Annotated in this window: 21 protein-coding genes; 10 read left to right on the top strand and 11 right to left on the bottom strand. The window is 67.7% G+C overall.

Annotated features, from left to right (window positions below):
* Positions 1 to 79: 79 nt before the first annotated feature.
* Positions 80 to 427, bottom strand: coding sequence for an RNA-binding protein (locus U6958_RS17425; RefSeq protein ID WP_016445960.1), 348 nt, complete (start codon positions 425 to 427; stop codon positions 80 to 82).
* Positions 428 to 539: 112 nt separating this feature from the next.
* On the bottom strand, positions 540 to 749 hold the full coding sequence (locus U6958_RS17420; RefSeq protein WP_016445961.1) for a hypothetical protein: 210 nt from the start codon (positions 747 to 749) through the stop codon (positions 540 to 542).
* Positions 750 to 1064: 315 nt separating this feature from the next.
* Here U6958_RS17420 and U6958_RS17415 point away from each other — a divergent pair, with 315 nt between their 5' ends.
* From U6958_RS17415 to fur, 6 genes are all read left to right on the top strand, one after another.
* Complete coding sequence (locus U6958_RS17415) at positions 1065 to 1508, top strand: Fur family transcriptional regulator (RefSeq protein ID WP_017405058.1); 444 nt, start codon at positions 1065 to 1067, stop codon at positions 1506 to 1508.
* A 66-nt stretch (positions 1509 to 1574) separates the two neighbouring features.
* Positions 1575 to 2795, top strand: coding sequence for a zinc metallochaperone GTPase ZigA (gene zigA / locus U6958_RS17410; RefSeq protein ID WP_074922239.1), 1221 nt, complete (start codon positions 1575 to 1577; stop codon positions 2793 to 2795).
* Between the two features lie 46 nt (positions 2796 to 2841).
* Complete coding sequence (gene folE2, locus U6958_RS17405; protein WP_016445964.1) at positions 2842 to 3732, top strand: GTP cyclohydrolase FolE2; 891 nt, start codon at positions 2842 to 2844, stop codon at positions 3730 to 3732.
* Positions 3733 to 3776: 44 nt separating this feature from the next.
* Positions 3777 to 3926 carry a type B 50S ribosomal protein L36 gene (ykgO, locus tag U6958_RS17400; protein WP_013802515.1) on the top strand — a complete coding sequence of 50 codons (150 nt, stop codon included), beginning with the start codon at positions 3777 to 3779 and terminating at the stop codon, positions 3924 to 3926.
* Positions 3923 to 4483 (top strand): hypothetical protein, encoded by a 561-nt coding sequence (locus U6958_RS17395; protein ID WP_016445965.1) that lies wholly within the window; start codon positions 3923 to 3925, stop codon positions 4481 to 4483. The genes ykgO and U6958_RS17395 overlap by 4 nt, the downstream gene beginning before the upstream one ends.
* A 17-nt stretch (positions 4484 to 4500) precedes the next feature.
* The gene (gene fur, locus U6958_RS17390) at positions 4501 to 4950 is read left to right on the top strand and encodes a ferric iron uptake transcriptional regulator (protein ID WP_074922237.1); all 450 of its coding nucleotides are present in this window, start codon (positions 4501 to 4503) and stop codon (positions 4948 to 4950) included.
* Here fur and U6958_RS17385 read toward each other — a convergent pair.
* The 7 genes from U6958_RS17385 to U6958_RS17355 all read right to left on the bottom strand — a co-directional run bounded on the left by U6958_RS17385 (position 4937) and on the right by U6958_RS17355 (position 11381).
* Positions 4937 to 5722, bottom strand: coding sequence for a DNA alkylation repair protein (locus tag U6958_RS17385; protein ID WP_074922235.1), 786 nt, complete (start codon positions 5720 to 5722; stop codon positions 4937 to 4939). The two genes, fur and U6958_RS17385, sit on opposite strands and share 14 nt — an antisense overlap.
* Positions 5719 to 6210, bottom strand: a complete 492-nt coding sequence (locus tag U6958_RS17380; RefSeq protein WP_074922233.1) for a MarR family winged helix-turn-helix transcriptional regulator — start codon at positions 6208 to 6210, stop codon at positions 5719 to 5721. Before U6958_RS17380 ends, U6958_RS17385 begins: the two co-directional genes overlap by 4 nt.
* A gap of 23 nt (positions 6211 to 6233) precedes the next feature.
* Positions 6234 to 7766 (bottom strand): PepSY domain-containing protein, encoded by a 1533-nt coding sequence (locus U6958_RS17375; protein WP_074922230.1) that lies wholly within the window; start codon positions 7764 to 7766, stop codon positions 6234 to 6236.
* A gap of 14 nt (positions 7767 to 7780) precedes the next feature.
* Complete coding sequence (locus tag U6958_RS17370) at positions 7781 to 9988, bottom strand: TonB-dependent siderophore receptor (protein WP_074922227.1); 2208 nt, start codon at positions 9986 to 9988, stop codon at positions 7781 to 7783.
* A gap of 122 nt (positions 9989 to 10110) precedes the next feature.
* Positions 10111 to 10482 carry a DUF2946 family protein gene (locus U6958_RS17365; protein WP_074922224.1) on the bottom strand — a complete coding sequence of 124 codons (372 nt, stop codon included), beginning with the start codon at positions 10480 to 10482 and terminating at the stop codon, positions 10111 to 10113.
* 9 nt (positions 10483 to 10491) lie between these two features.
* Positions 10492 to 10944 (bottom strand): DUF192 domain-containing protein, encoded by a 453-nt coding sequence (locus U6958_RS17360; RefSeq protein WP_074922222.1) that lies wholly within the window; start codon positions 10942 to 10944, stop codon positions 10492 to 10494.
* Positions 10945 to 11159: 215 nt separating this feature from the next.
* On the bottom strand, positions 11160 to 11381 hold the full coding sequence (locus tag U6958_RS17355) for a hypothetical protein (RefSeq protein ID WP_016445972.1): 222 nt from the start codon (positions 11379 to 11381) through the stop codon (positions 11160 to 11162).
* Positions 11382 to 11590: 209 nt separating this feature from the next.
* Here U6958_RS17355 and icd point away from each other — a divergent pair, with 209 nt between their 5' ends.
* A complete protein-coding gene (gene icd, locus U6958_RS17350; protein WP_012205489.1) occupies positions 11591 to 12853 on the top strand; it encodes an NADP-dependent isocitrate dehydrogenase in 1263 nt (420 codons plus the stop codon).
* Positions 12854 to 12919: 66 nt separating this feature from the next.
* On the opposite strand, the gene U6958_RS17345 is transcribed toward icd, so the two are convergent.
* A complete protein-coding gene (locus tag U6958_RS17345; RefSeq protein ID WP_061288698.1) occupies positions 12920 to 13687 on the bottom strand; it encodes a DsbA family protein in 768 nt (255 codons plus the stop codon).
* Between the two features lie 17 nt (positions 13688 to 13704).
* On the opposite strand from U6958_RS17345, the gene U6958_RS17340 reads away from it, so the two are divergent.
* From U6958_RS17340 to mnmH, 3 genes are all read left to right on the top strand, one after another.
* Positions 13705 to 14412 (top strand): TIGR02281 family clan AA aspartic protease, encoded by a 708-nt coding sequence (locus U6958_RS17340; RefSeq protein WP_074922219.1) that lies wholly within the window; start codon positions 13705 to 13707, stop codon positions 14410 to 14412.
* A gap of 47 nt (positions 14413 to 14459) precedes the next feature.
* Positions 14460 to 15578: a serine hydrolase gene (locus tag U6958_RS17335; protein ID WP_074922216.1), complete on the top strand. Its 1119-nt coding sequence runs from the start codon at positions 14460 to 14462 to the stop codon at positions 15576 to 15578.
* 226 nt (positions 15579 to 15804) lie between these two features.
* Positions 15805 to 16869 (top strand): tRNA 2-selenouridine(34) synthase MnmH, encoded by a 1065-nt coding sequence (gene mnmH / locus U6958_RS17330; RefSeq protein WP_034367412.1) that lies wholly within the window; start codon positions 15805 to 15807, stop codon positions 16867 to 16869.
* 27 nt (positions 16870 to 16896) lie between these two features.
* Here mnmH and U6958_RS17325 read toward each other — a convergent pair whose 3' ends face one another.
* Positions 16897 to 17532: a LysE family translocator gene (locus tag U6958_RS17325; RefSeq protein WP_016445977.1), complete on the bottom strand. Its 636-nt coding sequence runs from the start codon at positions 17530 to 17532 to the stop codon at positions 16897 to 16899.
* Between the last annotated feature and the right edge of the window lie 117 nt (positions 17533 to 17649).

Here is a 17649-nt window from a genome sequence, read left to right as displayed (position 1 = left end):
TTTCATGCCGACATCGGCAGAAAACCGCAGGCGAAAAAAAACCGGCCCAGAGAGCCGGTTTTCTTGGAATTGGACGCTATCAGTAGCGACCGCCGCCGTGGCCGCCATTGCCATAGCCGACGTCGGCACGCTTGCCTGCATAGCCTTGCGGGCTGTAGCCACCCGAGCTGCGGCCTTCTTCGCGAGGACGTGCCAGGTTCACGACAATCGAGCGTCCGTCCACGGACATGCCGTGCAGGCCGGTGATGGCGGCCTGGGCCACTTCGGCAGAAGCCATTTCCACAAAGCCGAAGCCTTTGGAGCGGCCGGTTTCGCGGTCCATCATGACCTTGGCGGAAGCCACGCTGCCGAATTCGGCGAAGTTGCTTTCCAGGCTGGAGTCGGTCACGGAGTAGGGCAGATTGCCCACGTAGATTTTGGTGGTCATAGGAAAACCTCTTTGCTTAGATGTGCGCAAACGGGCGCACCGTTGGAATGCAGGCGGAGGACTGTGCAATCCGCCGCAGGAAATGGATAGGGGGTTCGCAGCAAGCGGGCCATCAGCACGCAGGCGGGTGCTGCATGCAGGTCTGAAGCCAGCCTTGGGTGACGGCAAACAGCCGTGCCGCTTCGCTGGAGGCGAATGCCTTGTCGAAACGGAATACGCGGCAGTAGCTGCCGTTGCCCTGGGAGCGATGGACCGAGAAGGAGGCACGGAAGCGGCCGCAGTCGGTCGGGTGTGTCGAGGGCGAGACGACGTACTTGCCCATGGGAATGCCGGTGTTTGAAATGTGGTTCAGTCAGGTTCGCAGCCTTGAAAAGGCCTGCGTGAGCATCTAGGAACTCGGTTGGCTGCAGCTCTACAGACCAACTGGGCGACAAAGGTCGCGAAACACATCCTGCAGGAAGCGGCTGGCAAGCCGTTGCGCGGGAGATGTGGTTGCCGACTCAGGTACTGGGTACGGGTCTCGACAACGGTGCTGACTATATCCTGTTGAATATTTAAACGCAACTTAATATTCTTTTTAATTGTAAAAACCTGCCTGACAGCCGTTGTTTTGTTATGTTATAACGTCACAATTCTGATGTGGCGCAACATCGCCAACCGTTTTCTGGAACAGGAAATCACCATGCCCACCCCTTTGACCGCCAACCAGCAACGGGTGCTCGACGCCCTGCGCCAGGCCGGTGCGCCGCGCACGGCCTATGCACTGCTCGACCAGCTGCGTGACCACGGGCTGAGCGCCCCCACGCAGGTCTACCGCGCGCTGGACAAGCTGGCCGAGCAGGGCGTGGTCCACCGCCTGGAGTCGTTGAACGCCTATGTGTGCTGCTCGCACCCGGATGAGGGCAGCCATGACTTCTCGGCCTTTGCGATCTGCGACAGCTGCGGGCAGGTGGACGAGTTTGTCGACGACGCGCTCAACCGCTGCCTGGGCAGCTGGGCGCACGGCCATGCGTTCGCGCTGGCCCATTCGAACATCGAACTGCATGGCAAGTGCTCTGCCTGCACTGCGCTGCACGCCTGAGGCCCTGCCTGCCGCACGCGGCTGCAGTGCCAGCAGCGTGCTCCCTTTCCCTGCTTGAGAGATTCCATGATGCATACCGTAGCGCCGGTTCAGCCGCCGCATGCCCGATTGCCGGTGACCGTACTGTCGGGCTTTCTGGGCGCGGGCAAGACCACCTTGCTCAACCACATCCTGCACAACCGCGAAGGTCGGCGCGTGGCCGTCATCGTCAACGACATGTCCGAGGTCAACATCGACGCGGCCCTGGTGCGTGATGGCGGGGCCGACCTGTCGCGCACCGACGAAAAACTGGTGGAGATGAGCAACGGCTGCATCTGCTGCACGCTGCGCGAGGACCTGCTGGTGGAGGTGGCGCGGCTGGCGGGCGAGGGCCGCTTCGACCAGCTGGTCATCGAGTCCACGGGCATCTCCGAGCCGCTGCCGGTGGCCGAGACCTTCACCTTCGCGGGCGAGGACGGACGCAGCCTGGGCGATGTGGCGCGGCTGGACACCATGGTGACCGTGGTCGATGCCTTCAACTTCCTGCACGACTATGGCTCGCGTGACAGCCTGCGCTCGCGCGGCGAATCGCTGGGCGAGGAGGACCGCCGCACCGTGGTCGATCTGCTGATCGAGCAGGTGGAGTTCTGCGATGTGATCGTGCTCAACAAGATCGACCTGGTCACCGACGAGGACTGCAGCCGGCTCATGGCCATCCTGCGCGGGCTCAACCCGCGTGCCAGGCTGGAGATCGCCTCCTTCGGCCAGCTGCCGCTGGATCGCGTGCTCGATACGGGGCTGTTCGATTTCGAGGAGGCTTCCAGGGCGCCGGGCTGGCTGCAGCAGTTGCGTGGCACGCACCAGCCCGAGACCGAGGCCTATGGCGTTGCCAGCTTTGTCTACCGCGCCCGCCGCCCCTTTCATCCCCGGCGCTTCTTCGGCCTGGTGCAAAGCGAATGGCCGGGCGTGGTGCGCTCCAAGGGGTTTTTCTGGCTGGCCAGCCATCCGGCGCTGGCCGGCTCCTGGTCGCAGGCCGGCGCCGTGGCCCGCCATGGCCCGGCCGGGCACTGGTGGGCCGCCGTGGAGGCCGAGCGCTGGCCGCGCGACCCCGAAAGCGTGCAGCGCATCCTGGACAAATGGGTCGATGGCGTGGGCGACGCGCGCCAGGAACTGGTGCTGATCGGCATGGGCATGGACGAGCAGGCGCTGCGCGCACGCCTGGACGAATGCCTGCTGACCGATGCGGAAATGGCCCTGGGCCCGCAGGCCTGGGTGCAATGGGACAACCCGTTTCCCGACTGGAATTGAACGAATACCGCGCCGGCCTGGGTCGGCGCGGCCACTGGAGCCCCGAATGCTTGCACCTCTTCCCGATGTTTCCCTGACCGATCCCGCACCCAGCCTCAGCCCGCTGCAATGGGTGGGAATGCAGGGCATAGACCTGCCCGTGACCGTGGCTGAGCCCGGCTACTGGCGCGAGCTGCATGCGCGCGCCGATGTGCAGGTCGATCTTCCTGCGGCCCATGTCAAGGGCATACACATGTCCCGGCTGTACCGGCAACTGGACAGCCTGGCCGAGGAATCCGCGCTGTCTGCCCTGGCGCTGCGCCATGCGCTGCAGGCCATGATCGACAGCCACCTGGACTGCCAAAGCCGCAGCGCCCGGCTGCGCCTGTCGCTGGACCTGCTGACCCAGCGGCCCGCCCTGGTCACCCACGATCTGTCGGGCTGGAAGTCCTATCCCGTGCGCCTGGACGCCACGCTGGCGCAGGGCGTGTTCCAGCTGCGGCTGCAGGTGGGCGTGGGCTATTCCTCGACCTGCCCCTGCTCGGCGGCACTGTCGCGCCAGTTGCTGGAGCAGGGCTTTTTGCAGGCCTTTGCGGGCGAGCCGCTGGTGGAGCCGGACCAGGTGGCTTCCTGGCTGCGCCGGCACGGCACGCTGGCCACGGCACACAGCCAGCGCAGCGAGGCCCAGGTCAGCGTGGACCTGGCCTGTGATGCGCCCGACCTGGGCATCCTGCCCCTGATCGCCCGCGTGGAGCAGGCGCTGGGCACGCCCGTGCAGACCGCCGTCAAGCGCGCCGACGAGCAGGCCTTTGCCGCGCTCAACGGCCGCAACCTGATGTTTGTCGAGGATGCGGCGCGCCGCATACAGGCCGCGCTGGAAGGCAGCTACGCCCAGCCGCGCGTGCATGTGCGCCACATGGAGAGCCTGCATCCGCACGACGCCGTGTCCTGGGCATGACCGGCGAGCCGGCCCCCGTTTGTCTACAACCCAAGGAGTTTCCCATGCAAGTGCTCTCGTCCCTCAAGGAAGCCAAGCTGCGCCATCGAGACTGCCAGGTGGTGCGCCGCCGCGGCCGCATCTACGTCATCTGCAAGAGCAACCCGCGCTTCAAGGCCCGCCAGGGCGGCGCAAAGAACAGGCGCAAGGGATGATCCGCAAGAACCCGCGCGGCGATCTGCCGCGCATCCATGCCAGCGCCTTCGTGGACCCCACGGCCATCCTGTGCGGACTGGTGATCGTGGAGGAGAACGTCTTCATCGGCCCCTATGCGGTGATCCGTGCCGACGAGATGGATGCGGACGGCCACATCGACCCCATCGTGATCGGTGCCCACTCCAACATCCAGGACGGGGTGGTGATCCACTCCAAGTCGGGCGCGCGCGTCAGCGTGGGGCAGCACACCTCGATCGCCCATCGCGCCATCGTCCACGGACCCTGCACCGTGGGCAATGGCGTGTTCATCGGCTTCAACAGCGTGCTGTTCAACTGCGTGGTCGATGACGGCTGCGTGGTGCGCTACAACGCCGTGGTCGATGGATGCCACCTGCCGCCAGGCTTTTATGTGCCGTCCACCGCGCGCATAGGCCCGGAGACCGACCTGTCCACGCTGGCCCAGGTGCCCGCCGACGCCAGCGATTTCTCCGAGGACGTGGTCCGCACCAACAACGAACTGGTGCGCGGCTACAAGGCCATCCACAATGAGTTCTGACCGGCCGGGAGGGCTGCATGTCCGATTCCGCTGACCTCAAGAACCTGGGGCTGAAGGCCACGCTGGCGCGACTGTGGGTGCTGGACATCTTTCGCCACGGGGACCAGCGGCATCTGGCGGCGGAGGAGGTCTATCGCCAGCTGCATGACCAGGGCCGGGGCACCAGCCTGGCCACGGTCTACCGCGTGCTGGCGCAGCTGGAGCAGGCGGGGCTGCTGCGGCACCAGCGCTTTGCGGCGGGCAAGGCGGTCTATGAACTCGATGACGGCGAGCACCATGACCACCTGATCTGCACGCGCTGCGGCCTGGTGCAGGAGTTCCACGATGCGGTGATCGAGCAGCGCCAGAAGCTGCTGGCGCGCTCGCATGGCTTTGCCATCGTGGAGCACTCCCACATCCTCTACGGGCGCTGCATCAAGCCCGACTGCGAACGGCTGGCGGGCCGGCAGGAGGCTAGCTCTCCTTGAGGCTGCGCTGCGCACGCTCGCAGATGCGGCGCGTGGCGGGCACGGGCGATTCCTCGAGCCATTGCGCGCACAGGGCGCGCACCCAGTCGGGCCGGCTCTTGGCCGCGTCGTTGAGCCAGTTGGCCACCGAGTCCTGCACATAGGGCGAGGCATCGGCGCGCAGCCGCCGCAAAAGGGGCAGGGCGATCTCCGGCTGCTGCTTGAGCGCCGTGATATGGCTGCACCAGACGCCGCGCGGCCGCAAGGCCTCGCTGGCGAAGCGGCGCAGGCGGTCGGAGGGCCGCCTTGTCCACCGGGACAACTCGGCCACGGCCTGCGGCAGGTCCCTGACCAGATGCGGGCGCACGCCCATCCACGACCATTCGCGCACGCCGAAATGCGAGTCATCGGCCAGCGGCTGCACCAGCTCCAGGCGCTGGCTCAGGGTCAGGCCTGGCTGCGCACCGGCCATGAAGCAGGCCCAGCCGCGCACCGTGTCAGAGCGGTGCGTGAGGCAGCGCTGCCAGCCGGCCTGGCCCAGCGCCTGCCACAGCAGGCCGCCAATGCACTCCATGCGTTTGAGAATGCCAAGCTGGCCCAGCGCCTGCGCCGTGTCCTCCAGTTGCGGCCACGCGTCGGGAAAGACGGCCTGCAGCAGCCGGGCCTGGTCCACGGCCAGGCTTTCGGTCAGCGTGGCGGTCTCTATCTCGCCAAGGGACAGGGCCTGCAGCAGTTCGGGAGTGATATCGACCTTGCGGTTGGCGCCCTTGCGCCGGGGGGCGGGCGCCGTCATGCGCTGGCCTCCACGCCTGCGGCGGCCTTGGCCAGCAGCTTTCCCAACTGGCCGCGTTCGGCGGGCGACAGGTTGGAAAACAGGCCGGCGATCCATTGGCTGTGCCGGGCAAACAGCTTGCGCGCCAGCTGGCGGCCCTTGGCGGTGAGCTGCACGCGCAGCGCTCGGCGGTCGGCCGGGTCGGGCAGGCGCTCGGCCAGGGTCTCGCGTTCCAGGCCGTCCAGCAGGCCCGTCACGGTGGCGCGGGTGATGCCGGCCTGCTCGGCCAGGTGGTTGGGCGCCAGCCCTTCGCTGGCGGATTCCAGCAGGAACAGCAGCACGAAGCGCCCTTCGGACAGGCCATGGGGCGCCAGCAGCGCGGCGCAGTCACGGTCGATGCGTGCAGCCAGCGACAGGGTCTGGAAGCACAGCCGCATGCTGTCCACGTCGTCCAGCTTGCGGCGCTCGGCCTCGGCCAGCAGGGCCTGGTATTTCTGTTCGAGTTGCATGCGGCAAGCATACAGTATGGCGGCTAACCATGTGGCTGTGCCTCCAGGCAAGCAGTGGCCTGTGCGCGATGGCTGCGCTTGCGGCGCAGCCTGCGCACGCCTATGAGCACGCCCGTGGCGCTCATCAGCAGGCCGCCCAGGCTGAAGGCCAGCAGCAGCCCATCCCACAGCGGCCGGCGCTGCAGCAGCGGCAGCCAGTCCCAGCTGTGCAGCATGGCGAACAGCCAGCGCTTGAGGCGCTGGGTGCCGTCCAGCCGGCCCAGCACCTGGCCCGTGTGCGGATCGATGTGCACCCAGCTGGCCGCGGCATCGCCAAAGACCACGCGCAGCACGGGCAGAGGCTTGTCATGGCCGCCCATCATGGTGTGCTCGGCGCGCTCGTACCAGTACAGGTCGTGCGCGGTCAGCCATTCGCTGCGCAGCACGGGTGCGTCGACCAGCACGGCCGCGCGGTCCAGCAGGGCCTCGCGCGAATGGGCTGCGGGCGCTGCGCTGGCACTGTCCAGCACCAGGGGCGTGCCGGCTGCGGGCTGGGCCAGCACTTCGGTGCGGCCTGCGGTGCGCAGCCAGCGCAGTTCGCGCACGGGTCCGCCCGCTGCGGCAATCAGCGACTGCGGCGTGGCGTCGTCCCCGGTCAGGCGCAGCGGGCCCTGCTGCCAACGGGCCATGTGCAGTGGCGGCGTGCCCGTGTCGAACAGGCGCCAGGGGTTCATGGACATCAGGCCGCTGAAGATCCAGGCCAGCGTGGTCAGCGCGAACAGCAGGCCCGCCACATGGTGCCAGCGCATGGCGCGGCCCGGGTAGGGCGTGCGCCGGCCGCTGCGGTAGGGCTGCCTGAACCGCCAGCGCATCACCCCGACCACGGTGCCGGTGATGGCCACGGCAATGCCGACCAGCGACAACACGTTGACGATGTCGGCCCAGGCGCCGTCAAAGGCATTGCCCCGGAACATGTACAGCCAGTGCAGCCAGGCGCCCAGGTAGTTCCAGCCGCGCTCGGTGCGCGTGGCATCGCGCACCACCTCGGCCGTGCGGCCGGAGATGTAGAGCAGCGTGCCCTGGGCATCGTCCAGTTGCACGCGGTGCAGGGGGCGGTGGATGTCCAGCGCGCGCGAGTGGCTGAAGGCATCCTCATCCACCGTGCCCAGGTAGTGCAGGCCTGTGCCGTCTCCCGCGAAGGCGCGGGCACTGGCCAGGGCCTGCGCCTCGTTGGTGGCGGGCAGCACCTGGCCGCTGGCCGCATCAATGGTCACGGGCTGGCGCCGCCCCTCGGGCATGACCAGGTAGCTGGCACGGCCGGCGCTGCCGGCATGCAGGCGCAGGTCCTTGAGCGGGCCGTCGATGCCGGCCGCGCGCAGCGCCTCGGCGGGCGCGAGCAGGGCGGCGTTGCCATCGAGCTCCGGCAGGTGGCGCAGCCGCTCGGCCTGCGTGAGCTTGGGGTAGCCCACGTACATCATCACCATGCCCGAGACAAACCACAGCGCAAAGAACAGGCACACGGCAATGCCCAGCCAGCGGTGCAGCAGGAACAGCCAGCGTTTGAGGTGAAGGCGCATGGCGCGGCCCTCGCTCAGAACGCCACGCGCAGCGTGATATCGGCCGTGCGCGGCGCCCCCAGGTAGGCCATGGTGCTGGTCAGGCTGGCGGCGTAGACGCGGTCCGTGGCATTGCGCAGCCGTGCAACCACGGTCATGCGCGGGTCGATGCGGTAGCTCAGGCCCAGGTCCAGCAGCGTGTAGGCAGGCCAGGACAGGGTGTTGGCCGCGTCGGCATAGATACCTCCCACGCGGCGCAGCCCGGCGTTGACCTCCAGCGCCGGCGTGATGCGGTAGCTGGTCCAGAGGTTGAGCACGCTGGCGGGCGTATTCGTGGGCCGCTTGCCGGCCAGGGACACGCCGCCTTGCTGGTAGTTGTCATAGCGCGCGTCCACATGGCTCCAGTTGCCCTGGACCGACCAGCGCGGCGTGGGCGCCAGGCCCATGGACAGCTCCACCCCGCGCGAGGACTGCTGGCCCACCAGCACCGTGCGCGTGCTGTCCTGCGGGTCCTGGGTGGAGATGTTGCGGCGCGTGATGTGATAGACCGCCAGCGCCGCCGTTCCCTTGCCCTGCCAGAACGACAGCTTGCTGCCCGCCTCCACCTGGCGGCCCGTGGTCAGCCCGGTGTTGTTGATGGCGTCGGCAAACGAGGCGCCCATCAGCATGCCCGATGGCGGATCGGCCGCCGTGGAGAACTGGGCGTAGAGATTGGCCTCGGGCGTGGCATCCCAGACCAGGCCCACGCGCCCGGTCGTCGGGCTATAGCTGCGGCTGTAGCTGGCGGGCAGCGCGGGCGTTACATCGCGCCGGTTGGTCAGGTCCACATCGATGCGTTCATGGCGCAGCGCCGTCAGCAGATGCAGGGCAGGAGTGAGGGCCGTGCGGTTTTCCAGGTACAGGGCGGTCGTGGTGACCTTGTTGTCGCGGTCGGGCCTGAATCCGGGCGCCATGCCGGGAATGTCGTAGAAGTTCTCTGTCGTGAAATCGTAGGGATTGACCGTGCTCACCGTGCCCGACAGGCTGTTCGGAAAGCGTGTCTGCCGGTTCACGCTCACATCCAGGCCAAAGGCCCATTCGCTGCGCCGGCCGGCCAGCTCGCCCAGATAGCTGCCTTCGATGCGGTCACCCACCATGCGCTGGTCATGGCGCTGCAGCAGCGCCGCCGAGCGCACCACCGCGGTGTTGTCGGGCGTGAAGCGGTAGGTCTCCACGTTGCGGTAGTCGCGCAGCGCGTCATAGGCGTAGAAGGTGTTGCTCAGCTTGAGCCGGTCGCTGGCCCGCCATTCGGTGATGGAGCGCAGCCACTGCACGCGCTGGGCATACAGGCCGTCGGCGCTGTTGTAGTTCTTGCCTAGGGTCGCCTCGTCAATGCGCGCCTGGCCGCGCAGCGGGTTGAGCAGCGGCGTGCCCCAGTAGGGGCGGTCCACGCGCTCATGCTGGGCCTCGTAGGCAAGGGTGTGCGTCAGGCCGCCACCCAGGTCGGACAGCAGCGAGGTCGCCAGCTGCGTGGAGCGCGACTGCGTGCCGCCCACCCAGCTGCCGGCATCGCGGTGGTTGAGGTCCAGGCGCAGGTAATGGGTCGTGCCCTGGCTGTCGGTGGCATCGCCCAGGCGGCGGTTCAGCCCGACGGAGGCTTCCTTGAGCCCGTAGCTGCCCAGGCGTAGCTGGCCTTCGGTGAAGCTGTCGCGCTGGGCCAGCTTGGTGATGTAGTTCAGCGTGCCGCCCACGCCGCCTGCGCCGTAGAGAAAGCCGGAGGCACCGCCAATGGCCTCCACCCGGTCGTAGATCCAGCTGTCCACGGGCCGTGCCGCAATGGAGTACTGCAGGTTGATGCCGTTGAACAGCTGGCTGACCGACCCCGTGCCGAAGCCCCGGTAGCTGATGCCGATGTTGCCGGGCGGGCTGTAGGCCGTGACGCCCGGAATGGAGCGCAGGATCTCCTGCGTGTCCTGGGCGCCGCGCGCCTCGATGGCGGCGCGATCCACGATGTGCACCGAGGCCGGTGTCTCGCGCGCCGTCAGGCCCAGGCGGCTGGCCGTGCCCACGGTCTTGTTCAGCGGCAGCAGGCCGTTGGCGTCGGCCGTGGCCTGGTCGGAGACTTCGACGGCGGGCAGTGCCGCCTCGGCCAGGGCCTGCGCGTGCGCGGCAGGTGCCCATGCGGCGCCCAGCGCGCAGCACAGCGCCGTTGCCAGGGGATGGAGACGAAAGGCGTGCGTGGATGCGCGCACCGGCGCCGCCATCGCGGGGAAAGGGGAAGAATTCACGAACTGACTCCGGGTCTTGCACCGCGCATGCGGCGCAGTCCTGGGCCACAGGCGCGGCACAGGCGGGCCGGGCGCTCATCAGCAGGCCCGGCGGCGATTCAAGAGAACACGGCAGTCAGCGAGGGAGGGCCGCGCGCCGGCAGCGGCGCACGTGTGACGGAGGCAATGTGCGCCGCCACCAGTGGCAGCAGCGCGTGGGCCAGCGGTTGCGGGTGGGGCACGGCCATCGTCGGCAGGGCCGGCGGCGGTGCGCCGGCGGGCAGGCACATGGGGCAGTCAAGCTGGTGGTGGCCCATGCCAGGGGCCGCGCTGTCGCCCAGCGCCACCAGCTTGACGTCGCCGCTGGCCGTGCAAACCAGCTCGAATCCCTGGGGATGGACCAGGGGCGAGGCCACGGCAACGCCCAGCGTCACGGCAAACCAGGCCAATATCAGCCGGGTGAGCCAGAACGAGGAGCGAAGCGCTTGCATGGTGCGTGATTATGGCTTGGGGGCTGGCGTCGGTGTGAACAGACTGCCGCCCAGCTTGACGCCAGCCTTCAGGCCGCGCTTGGCGAACCAGCCCTGGTTCATCTCCAGCACATAGCGCACGGGCTTGGCCGAGCAGTGCGAGTCCTCGGTCATGGGCTTCATGTCGGCCAGGTTCACGATGGTGCCGTCATCCGCCACGAAGGCGGCGGTCAGCGGCAGCAGGGTGTTGCGCATCCAGAAGCACTGCACGGCTGGCACCTCGAAGACGAAGATCATGCCCTCCTGCGTGGGCATGTCCTGGCGGAACATCAGGCCGATGGCGCGCTCGCGGTCCGAGGCGGCCACCTGTGCGTCGATGCGGTGGATTCCGGCCGTCAACTCCACGCGGCGCAGGTTCATCTGGGGGCTGCCCTGGGGCTGTGCGCCTGCCGATACGGCGGCGCCGGCCAGGCAGGCGGCCATGAGCAACCGCTGCAGCGCGCGGCGGGAAAGGGATGTGTGGAGGGGTGTCGAAGGCTTCGTCATCTTGCACATTCTGTCGCAGGGGGCGCGTGGCCGGACGCAAAAATCGGCCTGGCCGGGCCATCATGGCCGGGCGGGCGGCAAAAAGCCCGCAGTGCATTGCTGACTTGCGGGCTTTTTTTGAGGGGATGCCAGCGGGCATCCCGGCGCCTGGATCAGGCCACGGCCTTGTGTGCCTTCTTGGTGGAACGCTTGGCGTGCTTCTTGCCGGAATGCTTGCCGCTCTTGGCGACCTTGGCCTTCTTGGCTGTGTGAGCGGGAGCAGCTGCGGAAGCGGCCGTGGGAGCCGACATCGGCGTTTCGGGTGCTGCGGCGGCCTGTGCAAAGGCGCCTGCGGCAAACGAACCGGCGACCAGGACAGCGAGGAGTTTTTTCATATATGCCATTTCCTAGAAAAGCGGTAGAAGCCAAGTTGAACCAGACAGCGGTGCGAAATTGTTGATGCACCGCAGATGCTCAACGCACTGACTGTATCGCCGTTGACAGGAAGGCGACCCGATTGTCGTTAGAATTTTCTGCACCAAATTTGTGCCCATTCCGGGCATTCACTCTTGCCTCGTGCACCAGCCAACGGAGACCCGTCCCCATGAACCGCTTCCAGCACATCCAGGTGCCGGCCGAGGGCCAGAAGATCACTGTCAACGCCGACATGTCGTTGAACGTGCCAGACCAGCCCATCATTCCTTTCATCGAAGGCGACGGCACCGGCGTGGACATCACGCCCGTGATGATCAAGGTGGTGGACGCCGCCGTGGCCAGGGCCTATGGCGGCAAGCGCAAGATCCAGTGGATGGAGGTCTTCGCGGGCGAGAAATCCACGCGCATCTACGGCCCCGATGTCTGGCTGCCCGAGGAAACCATGCAGGCCCTGCGCGAGTACGTGGTCTCCATCAAGGGCCCGCTGACCACGCCCGTGGGCGGCGGCATCCGCTCGCTGAACGTGGCGCTGCGCCAGGAGCTGGACCTTTACGTCTGCCTGCGCCCCGTGCAGTATTTCAAGGGCGTGCCCTCGCCGCTGAAGGAGCCCGAGAAGACCAACATGGTCATCTTCCGCGAGAACTCCGAGGACATCTACGCGGGCATCGAGTACGAGGCGCGCAGCGACAACGCCAAGAAGCTCATCGACTTCCTGGTCAAGGAAATGGGTGTCAAGAAGATCCGCTTCCCCGAGACCTCGGGCATCGGCGTCAAGCCCGTGTCCATCGAGGGCACGGAGCGCCTGGTGCGCAAGGCCATCCAGTACGCCATCGACAATGACAAGCCCAGCGTGACCCTGGTCCACAAGGGCAACATCATGAAGTTCACCGAAGGGGGCTTCCGCGACTGGGGCTACGCGCTGGCCGCGCGCGAGTTCGGCGCCCAGCCCATCGACGGCGGACCCTGGCTCAAGTTCAAGAACCCGCGCACGGGCCGCGACATCGTCATCAAGGACTCCATTGCCGACGCCTTCCTGCAGCAGATCCTGCTGCGCCCGGCAGAGTACTCGGTGGTGGCCACGCTCAACCTCAACGGCGACTACATCTCGGACGCGCTGGCGGCCCAGGTTGGCGGCATCGGCATTGCGCCCGGCGCCAACATGTCCGACTCCGTGGCCTGCTTCGAGGCCACGCACGGCACGGCCCCCAAGTACGCGGGCAAGGACTATGTGAACCCGGGCTCCGAAATCCTCTCGGCCGAGATGATGCTGCGCCACATGGGCTGGCGCGAGGCGGCCGATCTGGTCATCAGCGCGCTGGAAAAGGCCATCCAGAGCAAGCAGGTGACCTACGACTTCGCCCGCCTGATGGACGGCGCCACCCAGGTGTCATGCTCCGGCTTTGGTGAGGTGATGATCTCCAAGATGGATTGACGGGCGCCCGCGCTCCATGAAAAAACCGCGCCAGGGCGCGGTTTTTCTTTGACGGGCGTTGACGGGTCAGCTCTTGGGCAGCGCACAGCCATCGGGCCCGCAGTCCTCGCCTTGGGGCGCGGTCTGCTCGCCGGCGGTGATGGCCGCCACCTGCTGCACCCACTCGCCCAGCTGCGTTGCCCAGCCCTGTGCATCTCCCAGCCAGGGACCGATGTCGATGCGCTGGATGGCGCGCTGGCCCGGCTGCTCGGCCTCGGGGTGGTCGAACTCCAGCGCGAAGGTCGGGAAACCCTGGCCCTGTGCCAGGTTCAGCCATTCGCGCGCCTGGGTGATATGCGCCTGGGTGGCAGCGCCGGACAAGCGCTGGAAGGCCTGGGCAAAGGCCTCGCCGTCCAGTCCCAGGTCACGGGCCAGTTCCTGCAGCACGGCGGGGTCGCTGATGCGGCGGCCTTCCACGTAGTGGGCCTGCTGCTGGCGCGCCAGCATGTCCAGGCCCCGGCCCGCCAGTTCCTCGGCGGCCAGCAGGGCCGTGGTGGGCGGCTCCGAGTCCAGCACGGCGCCCAGGTCGTTGAGCAGGCCATCGAAGTAGGCAGGGCCGAACGGCTGGCCCGTCATCTCGGCAATGCGCTGGTCGTGCGGCATCACATGGCCGCGCCAGTCGGCCGTGATGGTGCGGGTGTGGGCGCCCGTGAGCATGCCGCCGCCATGCCATCGCAGCGTGACGCCGGGCACGCTGCGCGCGGCCTTGACCAGGGGCGCGGCGGCATAGCACCAGCCGCACAGCGGGTCAAAGATGTAGTGAAGGACAAAGGGCGGCTGCGCGGTCGTGGTCATGGCAGGAGCGGGCTGTGATGAAGGCGCCCACTGTAGCGGCTATTGGCTTGCCCGTGACGGGGCAGGGCCGCAGGCAGAATGGGCGACTGCCGCCGTGCAGCCACCGTGCTGCCATCGTCGATCCCGTCTGCATTGCCATGCGCCTCAAGTCCACGCCGCCTCCGTCCGATCCGTCCGACCCGTCCGCTTCCTCTGCACCGGCCGCCGAGCCCAGTGTCCAGTCCGTCGCCCGGCGCGGCATGCTGGGTTTTCTGCTGTTCTGGCTCCTGGTCATGGGCGTGCTGTACTGGGCCATGCAGATGTACCTGAAGCCGGCCGGCGTCAAGGTCCAGGCCGATGGCACGGTGGCCATTGCGCGTGACCGCGACGGGCATTTCCGCGTGGAAGGGGCTGTCAACGGGCAGCCCGTGCTGTTCCTGGTGGACACGGGCGCCAGCATGGTCGGCGTGACCGAGCCGCTGGCCGAGCGCGCAGGCCTGGACGGCGGCGAGCCGGTTCGCTTTCGCACCGCCAATGGCGAGCGCGACGGCCGCATGGTGGTGGCCGATCAGGTGCGCGTGGCCTCCCTGGTGGTCAGCGGCCTGCGCGTGGGTACGGGCTATACGGGCAGCACGGACAGGGATGCGCTGCTGGGCCAGAACTTCCTGCGCCAGTTCGATGTGGAAATACGCGGCGACCGCATGCTGATCCATCCGCGCGGCAGCGGGTCTTCGCCCAAGCAGTAAGCAACCAACTAACTAACTAAGTAAGTAAGTAAGTAAGGGAGAGGGACATGACAAACAACGGCTTTCGCACCGACAGGCGCAGGTGGCTGCAGACGGGCGCAGCCCTGGCGACGCTGGGCTGCACGGCCTGTGCCAGCGTGGGGCAGGGCGGTGCCTTTTCCACCGGCACCGGCACCGGCCTGGCCGAGGACCTGGGCGAACGCCTGGACCAGGGCGTGCAGAGCGGAGAACTGGCGAACCTGCACGCCGTCGTCGTGATGCGCCACGGCCGGCTGGCGCTGGAGCGCTATTTCGAGGGTGAGGACGAACGCTGGGGCGAGCCGCTGGGCAAGGTGGCCTTCAACGCCGACTCCCTGCACGATGTGCGCTCGGTCAGCAAGAGCATCGTCGGCCTGCTGTACGGCATGGCCTTGGCCGAGGGCAAGGTGCCCGCGCTGGACACGCCCCTTGTCCAGGCTTTTCCCGCCTACGGCGATCTGGCGGCCGATGGGCGCCGGCGCGCCATCCTCATCTCCCATGCCCTGGGCATGACCCTGGGCCTGCAATGGGACGAGGACCTTCCGTATTCCGACCCGCGCAACAGCGAAATCGCCATGGAGCGCAGCAGCGACCGCTACCGCTACGTGCTGGAGCAGCCTATCGTCGCCCCGCCCGGCGAACGCTGGTGCTACAGCGGCGGGGCGACGGCACTGCTGGGCCATCTGATCGCGCAGGGCAGCGGCATGCCGCTGCTGGACTATGCGCGGCACAAGCTGTTTGCTCCGCTGGGCATCGACAAGGCCGAGTGGACTCCTGGCACCAACGGCGAGGCGGCCGCCGCCTCCGGCCTGCGCCTGCGGGCGCGGGACCTGGCCCGCATCGGCCAGCTGGTGCTGCAGCAGGGTGAATGGCAGGGACGGGCGCTGGTGCCCCGGCATTGGATTGTGCAATCCATTCAGCCGCGCGTGGACGCCTGGCCCGGCCTGCGCTACGGCCACCACTGGTACGTGGGGCAGACCCGCGCCGGCCTGGCGTACTACATGGCCATCGGCCTGGGCGGGCAGCGGCTGGTGGTCGTGCCCCAGCATTCGCTGGTGTATGCCGTCTTCATGGGCAACTACGACAGCCCCCAGCAGGTGCAGCGCGTGGCGGCCGTGCAGGGCCTGGTCGCCGCTGCCTTGCGGTGACTGCCTTGCGCTGACAGCCGTGCGCAGGCACGGCGGGCGTGCGAAAATCCCCGCTTCCAAGGTCGGCCGCATGCCCGGCTCGCGCAAGCAGGGCGCGAAGCGGGGCGGGCCGGTGCGTGTCGAGGCTCGATCCACTTTCCTGGTTCCGGTGCCGGCCCATGAGCCCCTGAGGCCATGGCGCCGGTTGTTTCTGCCTCCCGCATGATCGCCAGATCACCGTTTGCCCGTGTCCCACCGCCAGCCCATCCGCATCGCCGACCGTCACCAGTTCGACACCCTGATCGACGCCCGTTCGCCTGCCGAATTCGCGCAGGACCACATTCCCGGTGCCATCAACTGCCCCGTGCTCGACAACGAGGAGCGCGCCCGGATCGGCACCATCTACAAGCAGGTCAGCCCCTTCGAGGCCAAACGCCTGGGCGCGGCCATGGTCTCGGCCAATCTGGCGCGCCATCTGCAGGAAACCTTCGCCGACAAACCGGCCAACTGGAAGCCGCTGGTCTACTGCTGGCGCGGTGGCCTGCGCAGTGGTTCCATGGTCACCTGGCTGCGCCTGGTCGGCTGGGATGCCCAGCAACTGGCCAACGGTTACAAGTCCTATCGCGGCCATGTGATCGAGTTGATCGACCGCCTGGTGCCCCAGCTGCGCCTGCAGGTGCTGTGCGGCGCCACCGGCAGCGCCAAGACCCGCGTGCTGCATGCCCTGGCCGAGGCCGGCGAGCAGGTGCTGGACCTGGAGGGCTATGCCAGCCACAAGGGCTCCTTGCTGGGTAACCTGCCCGGGGTGGAGCAGCCCAGCCAGAAATACTTCGAGACGCTGCTGGCCCAGCAGTTGGAGAGTTTCGACACCGCACGCACCGTGTACGTGGAAGGCGAGAGCGCCAAGATCGGTCGCGTGTCCCTGCCGCTGGTGCTGGTCGAGCACATGCGCCAGTCGCCCGTGATTGCGCTCGATGCCACGCCCGAGGCACGCCTGGCCTACCTGCTGCGCGACTACGCCTACCTGGGCGACGATCCGCAGATGCTGGCCGACAAGCTGGGCTGGCTCAAGGAACTGCAGGGCAAGGAGACCATCTCGCGCTGGCAGGCCTGGGCGCATGAGCGCAGCCTCTCGCCGCTGTTCTCCGAGCTCATGGCCCAGCACTACGACCCGCACTACGAGCGCTCGCAGGAGCGGCATTTCACGCAGTGGCGCACGCGCCGCAGGGTGCAGGCCGACGACCTCAGCGAGGCCGGCATCACCGCGCTGGCGCGCCAGATACTGGCGCTGGATGGGGCATCGGCCGCATGAAGCAGCCGCGTGAATCAGGCGTTTGAATCAGCCGTGTGAGTCGGCCAGCACCGGATACAGCGACAGCAGCAGCAGGGCCGCCATGCACCAGTTGAAGCGGCGCAGTGCCTGCGGCGAGCGCAGCGCGCGCCCCACGGCGCTGCCGAACAGCGTCCAGACGCTGACGCTGGGATAGTTCACGATGCCCAGCACCAGGGCGGCCAGCACCAGGTTGATGAAGAAATCCTCGCGCGGCGTGTAGGTGGCAATCACGCCGATGGCCATGATCCAGGCCTTGGGGTTGACCCACTGGAACGCCGCCGCCTGCCAGAACCCGAAGGGCCGGGCACCCGCGTTGCCGCCGTCGATGCCGCCGCTGCCCGCGATCTTCCAGGCCAGCCAGACCAGATAGGCCGCGCCCAGGTACTTGAGCGCGGTGTAGATCACCGGCAGGCGCTCGAAAACCGCGCCCAGGCCCGCGCCCACCAGCAGCACCATGACCACCACGCCCACGGTGATGCCCAGCATGTGGGGCACCGTGCGGCGGTAGCCGAAGGTGGCGCCCGAGGCCGTCAACATCACATTGTTGGGGCCGGGCGTGACGGAGCTGACGAAGGAGAACATGGCCAGTGGCAGCAGGAACGAGGTGTGGGCGGTATCGAAGGGCATGGTGGCAACAGGCATGACAGGGAATCCGGCGCCCTGTCTGCGCATGCCGCAGGCCGCGGCGCCGTCAGGCCATGCTAATGGCAGTGTTCGGTACAGTAGCAGTACACTTTGCCAGAACAATTTGCCAACTGG

This window comes from Delftia lacustris (assembly GCF_040267515.1).
GTDB lineage: Bacteria > Pseudomonadota > Gammaproteobacteria > Burkholderiales > Burkholderiaceae_C > Comamonas > Comamonas tsuruhatensis.
This window is presented reverse-complemented; position numbering and strand designations above follow the sequence as displayed.